Origin of the sequence: Porticoccus sp. (assembly GCF_965660005.1) — a bacterium.
In the GTDB taxonomy this organism is placed as follows: Bacteria; Pseudomonadota; Gammaproteobacteria; order Pseudomonadales; family Porticoccaceae; genus Porticoccus.
Genome location: NZ_CBFHYF010000053.1, coordinates 1 through 9,462, shown reverse-complemented (window position 1 = coordinate 9,462; position 9,462 = coordinate 1). Strand labels below are relative to the sequence as shown.

Here is a 9,462-nt window from a genome sequence, read left to right as displayed (position 1 = left end):
AATCAACCCGCGCAGCTCGAAATCGGCGTTTACCACCAACACTTTTTCAATCCGGTGTTTATGCAGCAATGCCTTGATTTCGTCTGCGCCCGCCCCCTCCCTGACGGTTACCAGCCGATTCTTGGGGGTCATGATGGCCGAGACCGGCAAATCGAGACTCGGTTCAAAGCGAACATCGCGGCGGGTGACGATACCCACCAGATTGCCGTTGTCCAGCACGGGCACTCCGGAGATATTATTTTCGCGTGTCAGTGACAGCAGGGCGCTGACCGGAGCGGAGGCATCTATGGTAATCGGGTCTTTGACCACCCCGCTTTCATACTTCTTGACGGCACGCACTTCCATGGCCTGTTTTTCAATCGACATACTCTTGTGGATGATGCCGACACCACCTTCCTGAGCGAGCGCAATGGACAATCGCGCTTCGGTGACAGTATCCATGGCAGCAGATACCAGCGGAATATTCAGATCTATGTTCCGCGTCAATCGGCTTTTGAGTGAAACATCTTTGGCGGTAATCTCGGAATAACCGGGTACCAGCAGTACATCATCGAAGGTGAGAGCTTCTTCTGCGATTCGCAACATCAGGGTGGCTTACCTCGTCAGGGGAGTGGGTTTTAGAGCCTGATCTTCAGACAACGGTACCAATACGGTGCCATAGCTCAGCAATAAAAGTAAGCGCTGTATTATAGAGGGACGGCGGGCTAAAAAATACTTTTTTCATTGGACTTGCAGGAGCATCGTTGATGGCAAAGGGTCATTATTTAAATTGACTCCCTCTGCCCGTGGTGGACAATACGCTATGCCTGATACCCCAACCACACTGACTGTTACCCAGCTGAACCGCCGTATTAGACAGCTGCTTGAAACCCACTTCCCGCTGCTCTGGGTCGAGGGAGAAGTTTCCAATTTCTCTCGACCCGGCTCCGGACACTGGTATTTCACGCTCAAAGACGAAAAAGCCCAGGTTCGCTGTGCCATGTTTGCCAATCGCAATGCATTGACCGGATTCCACCCTGAAAATGGCAACCATGTACTGGCACGTTGCAGGGTCAGTCTGTATGAGGGCCGGGGGGATTTCCAGTTAATTATCGAACACCTGGAAGAGGCAGGCTACGGGGCATTACAGCGCCAATTTGACGCACTGAAACAGCGCCTGTATGCCGAAGGGCTTTTCAGTGACAGTCACAAGCGACCAATACCGACTCACCCACAGCGGCTTGGCATCGTCACATCCCCCACGGGAGCGGCCCTGAAAGATATTCTTTCGGTGTTGAAACGCCGTTTCCCGACAATTTCGGTGAGGATATACCCTGCTCAGGTGCAGGGAAAAGAAGCTGCCCGCCAAATTGCTGCGGCAATTGCAGCGGCCAACAAAGACAACCACTGTGATGTGCTGATTGTGGGACGTGGCGGCGGCTCAATCGAAGATCTGTGGCCATTTAATGAAGAAATTGTTGCCAGGGCGATATACCTAAGCCAAATCCCGATCGTCAGTGCAGTGGGCCATGAAATCGATTTCACCATCAGTGATTTTGTCGCTGACTACCGTGCGCCCACCCCCTCTGCCGCCGCTGAGGTGTTGAGTCCCGACGGCAACAAGTTGCGTGACCAGTTCCGCGGTTATGAACGGTTACTCTGTGAAACGGCTTTGCGGCGATTGCAGTCAGCTTCCCAGCGCCTCGACAGCCTGACCCGTCAACTGCGGAATCCTGCAGAACGGCTCAAGCATCAGGAACAGCAACTTCAGACCCTGCAGGCAAGGCTGTCCCGGACAGCCTGCGGACAACTTCAATATCTGAATACGGGTTTACTCCACTTGCGTACACGTCTCGAACAAGCGGGCCCCGGTTATCAAATTGACCGCCTGAGTGACCACAGGGATTTGCTGACCCACCGCTTGAAACGGGCTATTAACACGCTGCTCGAGCAAAAAAAAATACGATGGAACAACACATTGCAACTGCTCAATGCTGTGAGCCCGCTGAACACCCTGGAGCGCGGCTATGCTATTGTTACAGACCAGCAAGACAACATCTTGCGGGGTGTCACAACAGTACGTGTCGGCGACAAAGTCACTACACGGCTGGCAAATGGCTCCTTGGCATGCAAGGTCGATAAAATTTTCCCGGATTCACAGTCATGAAACGATTTTTTGGTCCCTGCCTGCTCGTGATTGCAATGCAGGTATCGGCTGAATCAACCCCGGAACACTTGCCGGAGCTATTGCCGGAAAACCAGCCGGAATCCGTGGCGTTATCCCCAACCACTGCCTGGGATCTGTCGGGCCTTTATCCCGACATTGCCAGTTGGGATGCCGCACACAGTGACGCCGCTGCACAAATCAGCCGCATTGGTGAGTGCGAAGGCACTTTGGGTAAAAGCGCAGAGGCGTTGGCTGATTGTCTAGACCGGATTAGCGACACCTACAAAACACTGCTCAGACTTTATGTCTACGCCTTTCTGAACAAAGACACGGATCAGGGTAATGTCCATTATCAGGAAAGAGCAATGCTTGCCCAGGCGCTGCTTACCGAGTTTGTAGAAGCCACACGCTTCGCGAAGACAGAACTGAGTTATATCGGAGAAGAAACACTAAACCGCTATCTGAACGAATCCACACAACTTGAGAAACACGATTTTTTCATCCGCAACACTCTGCGGCAATCAGAGCATATTCTCGGTGAAGAAGGGGAACGTGTCCTTGCCGCAGTTTCGGATGCCCTGCAATCGGCTTCAAGTACGTACAGCGTACTTGTCAATACTGACATCCCCTGGCCTGAGATATCCCTGTCGGACCGCCAGACAGTCATTCTCGGCCCAAGGGCCTACGAAAACCATCGAACAATGGCAAACCGTCAGGACAGAAAGCGGGTATTCGAGAGTTTTTGGGGCACCTACCAGCATTTTCGCCAGAGTCTGGCCATCACTCTGGAGGGGCAGGTAAAAAAAGAGGTCATGATTGCCAGATTGCGTGGCTTCGACTCATCGCTGCATCGGTCTCTGTCGCAGGACAATATCCCTGAAGCGGTATACCGTACACTGCTATCCACCACCAACGATCACCTTCCATCACTACACCGTCTGCTGGGGCTCCGGCAACGGATACTCGGCCTCGGGGAATCCCGCTATTACGATCTCTATACACCGGTCATCTCACTGCAAACGGAGTACACACTGGCGGAAGCCGCCGAGCTGACACTTGCCGCGGTCGCCCCTTTGGGAAATGACTACCGCAACCAGCTCAACGATGCATTTAACCAATACTGGTTGCACGCCTATCCCGCACCTGAAAAGCGTCAAGGGGCCTATGTTATGGACGCCGCCTACGACGTACACCCTTTCCTGATGCTGAACTTTGATGGCAGCTTTGATTCTGTCACTACCTTTGCACACGAATGGGGGCATGCCATGCACTCTCTGATGGCAAACAGTCATCAACCCTTTAGTAAGTCAGCCTACTCCAGCTTTATGTCGGAAATACCCTCGACGGTAAATGAACTGCTGCTTTTTGATTACCTGCGCGACAACGCATCCAGTGACGATGAAACATTGTTTTATCTGTTTCGCGAACTGAATCTTTTGCGGAGTGCTTTTTTTCGGCAGACGCAATTTGCGGAATTCGAGCTGGCGATTCATGAACAGATTGAAAGTGGCGGCAATCTGTCGGGAGACAAGCTGAATACGTTATATGGGAATATCTAGAAACGCCATGCAGGACACGCCATGGGCATCATGGAAATCGATGATGACTACACCGTGGAGTGGGCATCAACCCCCCACTTCTACCGCAATTTCCAAGTGTTCCAGTATGCGACGTCCATTGCTGCGGCCTACTACGTGGTCGATCAAATCACGGGTGGAGACGAAGATGCCCGGCAAAACTACCTTGCTATTCTCCAGGCCGGTGGCGCTGATTACCCCTACGAGATACTCAGAAAATCGGGCGTGGATCTGGCGGATCCGGCTGCCTATCGCCCGGTCATTCAACGAATGGGTCGGCTGATGGACCAGGTGGAGCATATTCTCGACAAGCAGAATGCAGACTAAGTCCACCTGAAGAGCACACTGCTTCCCGGAAAAAGCCTTTTCCTGAATGTTTTAGCAGTCCTGGTCAACCAAATCCTCATGACAGCGTTTAGAACATCACGTCTCTAAACGTTTAATGAGGAACTACCATGCGAATACTTCTATTACTAGCGGGCATTGCTCTCGCCACACCCAGTTTGGCCGGGTCAACCGCAGAACCGAATAAATCTGACCACAGAAAAGACTATACCGAGTCTATGTTCGAAAAAATGGATACTGACCAGGACGGCAATATATCCAAACAGGAATACGAGGCCAGCCTGCAGAAAAGACTCGAAAAAGGAATGACTCACTTTAACATGATGGATGGCGACAACAACGGCTCGGTGAACAAAACCGAGGCGATGGAAGCCAAAATGCGAATGAAAGCCGAGTGGAAAGAAAAGCATCGCACCCATTGTAATCAGGCTGATAGCTGACACATCAAACGAGCCACCCCGGCCATTTCCTGGCCGGGGTGTTCACCTGCTAGCCAGATCAAACCCATTGTTGCTGATACAGGACAAATGCCAATTTTTGCCCCAAATTACTCCCTGTGCCTTTTTTATCGCACCAATGTCAAACAAAAACGGCGTTGATATAGCCCTTGTGAACCTCTAAAACAATAAAAACACCGGTTATTCAATCTCTGGCACGAGTTATGCTTGTAAATTAACTGTACTTTTCATACTAAATCCTACCGGGTAACGAAGCCCGTGCGCACCATCCGCCGTAGGGCTTTCTGGGTACCGGCAATGTGGACACCAACTCCCGGCTCTGCATGTCCTCCGCTGTCGCCAGTTACAAGCGGGCTTTTGGTGCCGATGCGCTGCCCTGCAGTTACGAAGACCTGGATCACTGCGATCTGCTGATTCTGGTTGGCTCCAATGCCGCCTGGACCCACCCGGTACTCTACCGCCGGATGGCTGCCGCCAAAAAACGAAACCCCGCCATGCGGGTGGTGGTTATCGACCCACGCCGCACGGCCAGCTGTGATCTCGCCGATCTCCATTTGCCAATTAGCCCCGGTGCCGATGGCTATCTGTTTGTCGGTTTACTGGCATGGTTGCAGCAAAAGGAGGCCAGCTGTTCTGAGTATATAGCGCAGCACACCGAAGGCTACCGGGAGGCGCTGGCAGCAGCCAATGCCATCTCTTTTGCAGAGACGGCCCGACTGGTCGGGCTTGAAACGGACGTACTGGAAACCTTTTACCAGTGGTTCGCCGAAACGGATAAAACCATTACCTTCTACTCACAGGGGATCAACCAATCCTCCTCCGGCACTGACAAGGGCAATGCCATTATAAATTGTCACCTTGCCACCGGACGAATCGGCAAGGTCGGCGCAGGCCCCTTCTCGATTACCGGGCAGCCCAATGCCATGGGTGGCCGGGAAGTGGGCGGTCTGGCCAACCAGCTGGCAGCCCATATGGACTACAACCCCGAGGATTTGCGGACCGTGGCCGACTTCTGGGCCACCGACCAACTCTGTCAGCAGCCGGGCATGAAAGCGGTAGATCTGTTTGATGCAGTCGCCGATGGCAGGATTAAGGCAATCTGGATTATGGCGACCAATCCGGTGGTCAGCATGCCGGATGCCAATTATGTCAGGGAGGCCCTGCAGCGCTGAGAAACCGTGATTGTCTCCGACTGCGTGGGAGCCACAGACACGACCGCCACCGCCGATATTTTGCTGCCAGCTACCGGTTGGGGTGAGAAAAACGGCACCGTCACAAATTCCGAGCGCCGCATCTCAAGACAGCGAGCACTGATAAAACCCGCAGGTGAAGCAAAGGACGACTGGTGGATCATGTCCCAGGTCGCACAAAGACTGGGCTTTTCTGAGGCGTTTTCCTACCGGTCGCCGCGGGATGTGTTTGTTGAACATGCGGCACTGAGTGGCTTCAGAAACAACGGCAAGCGCATTTTCAACATCAGCGGCCTCAGCGAACTGTCTGAACAACAATACAATGATCTCTCACCCATCCAATGGCCCATTACGGCAGAATCTCCCGCGGGAACAACGCGCCTGTTCAGTGAGGGTGGGTTCGTGACGGCATCCGGCAAAGCCCGGTTTATTGCCATTGCGCCCCGCCTGCCGGTTCAGTCCCTCAATGCCTCCTACCCGTACGCGCTCAATACCGGAAGAATCCGCGACCAGTGGCACACCATGACGCGCACCGCCCGCGCCCAACGATTGCTCAATCATATCGATGCACCCTTTGTCCTGGTGCACCCCGAAACAGCCCGTACAAATGAACTTTACGATGGAGATCTGGCAGAGGTACGCACCGCGTATGGGGCCGTCCGGGTCGGCGTGATGCTGGATGAAGGCATGGGGAAAAATCAGCTGTTTATGCCGATTCACTGGAATGACCAGTTCGCCCGTCAGGCTCGTGTTTGCTCGGTGATTGCCCCATTGACCGATCCCGTATCCGGGCAACCCGAATTCAAATTTACCCCCGCCGCACTGAAAAAAGTCGCAACCCCGGTTTGGGCAATGGTGGTCAGCAGGGAGCCCCTGGAATGCGACGAATTCATCGATTGGTCAATGACGCCACTGACGGATAACAAGGGCTATTGTTACCGGTTTGCTGCCGCGGAGGGCTTTGACTGGCAAGCCTTTATCAGACAGCAGGGGTATACCGGCAACTGCGCCCAATACGCCGACACCGAACAAAGTGACGAGCGTTTTATCTGCTACGAAGGCGCATTGGTACAAATGGCCATCTTCAGTCATCACAGTCTGTCACTGATGCCGGCAACAAGCTGGTTACAGGGATTACTCAGCAGGGAGATAACATCTTCTCCATGGCAATTGCTGGCGGGGATCGACATGAACCAGCCCGACCGGGGCAAATTGATATGCGCCTGTTTTGAAGTCGGCGAAAAACAGATTCTGGCAGCCATTGTCGATGGGGCAAATTCCACAAAAGCACTGGGAGAACAACTTAACTGCGGTACCAACTGTGGCTCCTGCATACCGGAGCTTAACAAACTGATCAACGAGACCCTGAATGTCGATGCCGCATAGATAACAGGGCAAAGTACCTATGACACGACTGGTCCCCGGCTACAATCTGAGCATGGTCGCTTCTCCAGATGCTCGGGTGGTAGTCGGGGATTTATTTTTTCGGCAAAAGACAGGCCCGGTTCGCGAGTCTGCGCCGAGCTTTCTGGTTAACCGGTAATTGAGAATAAACTGGTGGCTTCCCCTGCCAGCCACACCACAGCACACGATGTCACCGCTACCGTTGCTCCCTTCCGGGCCTAGCGGGGTTCACAGCTGATCATTGCGAGGGGACCGGCAGAGGTCACCATAAAGAATCGGAGTCTTGTACAGAACTCGCGAAGGGTGGGCATTATGGTCCTTCAGAACCGCTATTTCAACCACGGTCGGGGGCTGGTACTCAATGCCGTCCTTGCCTAACATAGCCTGTCTCCTAACACGCTATTGAGCAATCTATGCCGTTCCTGAAAGTGCCCCTTGTCAGCCTCCTGCTCAGCCTCCTGATCACGGCCTGCGGTCAGGGGGAAAGCAACACCGCCAGTGGCAACCGGCAGGGAATACTCCACCTCGGCAATGGCACTGATCCCCAGGAGCTGGACCCGCATATTGTCACGGGGGTTCCCGAGCACAATATCCTTACGGCCCTCCTCGAAGGGCTTGTGCTGAAAGATCCCTCAACACTGCAACCGATTCCCGGTGTGGCGACCCATTGGGACATAAGCCCCGATGGCAAGCGTTATACGTTTCACCTGCGCGATGACGCGCGCTGGTCAAACGGTGACCCTGTGACAGCCGGGGATTTTGCCTGGTCCTGGTGGCGGGCACTGCAGCCCTCGCTCGGCAACCAATACGCCTATATGCTGTTTGCCATCAAAAATGCGGAGGCGTATTTCAGACAGGAGGTAAGTGATTTTTCCGCCGTGGGTATCAATGTTATAGACAACCATACACTGGAGGTTGAGCTTGCCAACCCAACACCCTACTTCCTGCAATTGCTCGATCACTACAGTTACTTTCCACTGCATCGCGCCACCATTGAGAAATTTGGCCCGCTCGACCAACGCGGCAGCCTCTGGACCAGGCCCGGCAATTTTGTCGGCAATGGCCCCTTCTCCCTGACCGGATGGCAACTATTCAAGCGTGTGGTGGTGGAAAAGAATCCCCACTATTGGGATGCTGAAAACGTGTCGCTCAATGCCATCCACTTCTATCCCACGGAAAACATCACCACTGAGGAGCGGATGTTTCGCTCCGGGCAACTGCACCGCACCGCCACCGTGCCGATCGATAAACTGGCGGTCTATCGGCGGGATCATCCCGAGCTGCTGCACACTCATCCGTATCTCGGCAATTATTTCTATCGCATCAATACCGAAGTGCCACACCTCAGCGACCAACGGGTCCGCCGGGCGCTGGCCATGAGCATCGACAGGGCTGCGATTGTCCGGCAGGTCACAAAGGGCGATGAGCTGCCGGCCTATACCTTTACGCCGCCGGATACGCTGGGTTATACCGCTCCCGATGGCTTTGCCTATGATCCCGACCAAGCCCGGACACTGCTGGCGGAAGCGGGTTATCCCGGTGGCGAGGGTTTTCCGGTCAACGAGTTGCTGTTCAACACCTCAGAGGGGCACCATAAAATTGCCGTGGCTATCCAACAGATGTGGTACAAGGAGCTGGGCATCAAGGTGAGTCTCCACAACCAGGACTGGAAAGTGTTTCTGAATTCGGTTAACGGTGGAAACTATGGCATTGCCCGGGCCGGCTGGATTGGCGATTACGTGGACCCCAATACCTTTCTCGATATGTGGACAACCGGTGGCGGCAATAATCGCACCGGCTGGTCCAGCGCCCGCTTCGACCAGCTGATCCTGGAGGAAGCCCCCAGGGCAGAGACGCGCGAGCAGCGCTACCGCCTGATACGGGAGGCCGAAGCGCTGTTGCTGGAGGCTATGCCAATTATTCCAATTCACATCTATACCAGCAAAAGCCTGGTAAACCCCGCCGTTAAAGGGCTTGAGCCGAATTTGCTCAACTACACCCTGTACAAAAACCTGTCTCTTGACCCCACTGAAGCGCTGCCAGACTGATGTTACGCTTTATTCTGAGTCGGTTATTACAGGCCATTCCGGTATTGCTGGTGGTTATCACTGCCACGTTTCTGTTGGTAAGGTGCGCGCCGGGCGGCCCGTTCAGCGCAGAAAAAGCGGTACCACCGGAAGTGGTCAGGGCACTGGAGGCACAGTACCGGCTCGACCAGCCCATCTGGCAACAATACCTGAGTTATCTGGGGGATCTGGCCCAGGGGGAATTCGGCCCTTCCTTTCGTTATCCGGGGCGGACAGTCAATGAATTGATTGCCGGGGGCCTGCCCATCACCGCTG

At 54.1% G+C, this 9,462-nt stretch carries 5 protein-coding genes, 1 other RNA gene and 3 pseudogenes; 7 read left to right on the top strand and 2 right to left on the bottom strand.

Features of this window, described 5'->3' with window-relative positions; all coding sequences use genetic code 11:
* On the bottom strand, positions 1 to 585 hold a 585-nt coding region (locus ACTF5G_RS09225), incomplete at its 3' end, for an IMP dehydrogenase (RefSeq protein ID WP_438952520.1).
* Positions 586 to 802: 217 nt separating this feature from the next.
* Here ACTF5G_RS09225 and xseA point away from each other — a divergent pair.
* The 5 genes and pseudogenes from xseA to ACTF5G_RS09200 all read left to right on the top strand — a co-directional run bounded on the left by xseA (position 803) and on the right by ACTF5G_RS09200 (position 7,102).
* A complete protein-coding gene (gene xseA, locus ACTF5G_RS09220; RefSeq protein WP_438952519.1) occupies positions 803 to 2,146 on the top strand; it encodes an exodeoxyribonuclease VII large subunit in 1,344 nt (447 codons plus the stop codon).
* A pseudogene (gene pepF, locus ACTF5G_RS09215) lies at positions 2,143 to 4,050 on the top strand (oligoendopeptidase F). Before xseA ends, pepF begins: the two are co-directional and overlap by 4 nt.
* A gap of 128 nt (positions 4,051 to 4,178) precedes the next feature.
* Positions 4,179 to 4,508 (top strand): hypothetical protein, encoded by a 330-nt coding sequence (locus ACTF5G_RS09210; RefSeq protein ID WP_438952518.1) that lies wholly within the window; start codon positions 4,179 to 4,181, stop codon positions 4,506 to 4,508.
* Positions 4,509 to 4,825: 317 nt separating this feature from the next.
* A pseudogene (locus ACTF5G_RS09205) lies at positions 4,826 to 5,884 on the top strand (molybdopterin-dependent oxidoreductase); the annotation flags it as partial.
* Positions 5,879 to 7,102 carry a nitrate reductase gene (locus ACTF5G_RS09200; RefSeq protein ID WP_438952521.1) on the top strand — a complete coding sequence of 408 codons (1,224 nt, stop codon included), beginning with the start codon at positions 5,879 to 5,881 and terminating at the stop codon, positions 7,100 to 7,102. The pseudogene ACTF5G_RS09205 and the gene ACTF5G_RS09200, both read left to right, overlap by 6 nt.
* A gap of 179 nt (positions 7,103 to 7,281) precedes the next feature.
* Here ACTF5G_RS09200 and ffs read toward each other — a convergent pair.
* An RNA gene (ffs, locus tag ACTF5G_RS09195) (signal recognition particle sRNA small type) lies at positions 7,282 to 7,378 on the bottom strand.
* A 155-nt stretch (positions 7,379 to 7,533) separates the two neighbouring features.
* Between ffs and ACTF5G_RS09190 the strand changes: the two genes are divergently transcribed.
* Together ACTF5G_RS09190 and ACTF5G_RS09185 are read left to right on the top strand one after the other, a co-directional pair.
* Positions 7,534 to 9,168: a peptide ABC transporter substrate-binding protein gene (locus ACTF5G_RS09190; protein ID WP_438952517.1), complete on the top strand. Its 1,635-nt coding sequence runs from the start codon at positions 7,534 to 7,536 to the stop codon at positions 9,166 to 9,168.
* A pseudogene (locus ACTF5G_RS09185) lies at positions 9,168 to 9,462 on the top strand (ABC transporter); the annotation flags it as partial. The gene ACTF5G_RS09190 and the pseudogene ACTF5G_RS09185, both read left to right, overlap by 1 nt.

Coding starts and splice junctions, on each gene's coding strand:
- xseA (WP_438952519.1), top strand. CDS start 803: ATGCCTGATACCCCAACCACACTGACTGTTACCCAGCTGAACCGCCGT.
- ACTF5G_RS09210 (WP_438952518.1), top strand. CDS start 4,179: ATGCGAATACTTCTATTACTAGCGGGCATTGCTCTCGCCACACCCAGT.
- ACTF5G_RS09200 (WP_438952521.1), top strand. CDS start 5,879: ATGTCCCAGGTCGCACAAAGACTGGGCTTTTCTGAGGCGTTTTCCTAC.
- ACTF5G_RS09190 (WP_438952517.1), top strand. CDS start 7,534: ATGCCGTTCCTGAAAGTGCCCCTTGTCAGCCTCCTGCTCAGCCTCCTG.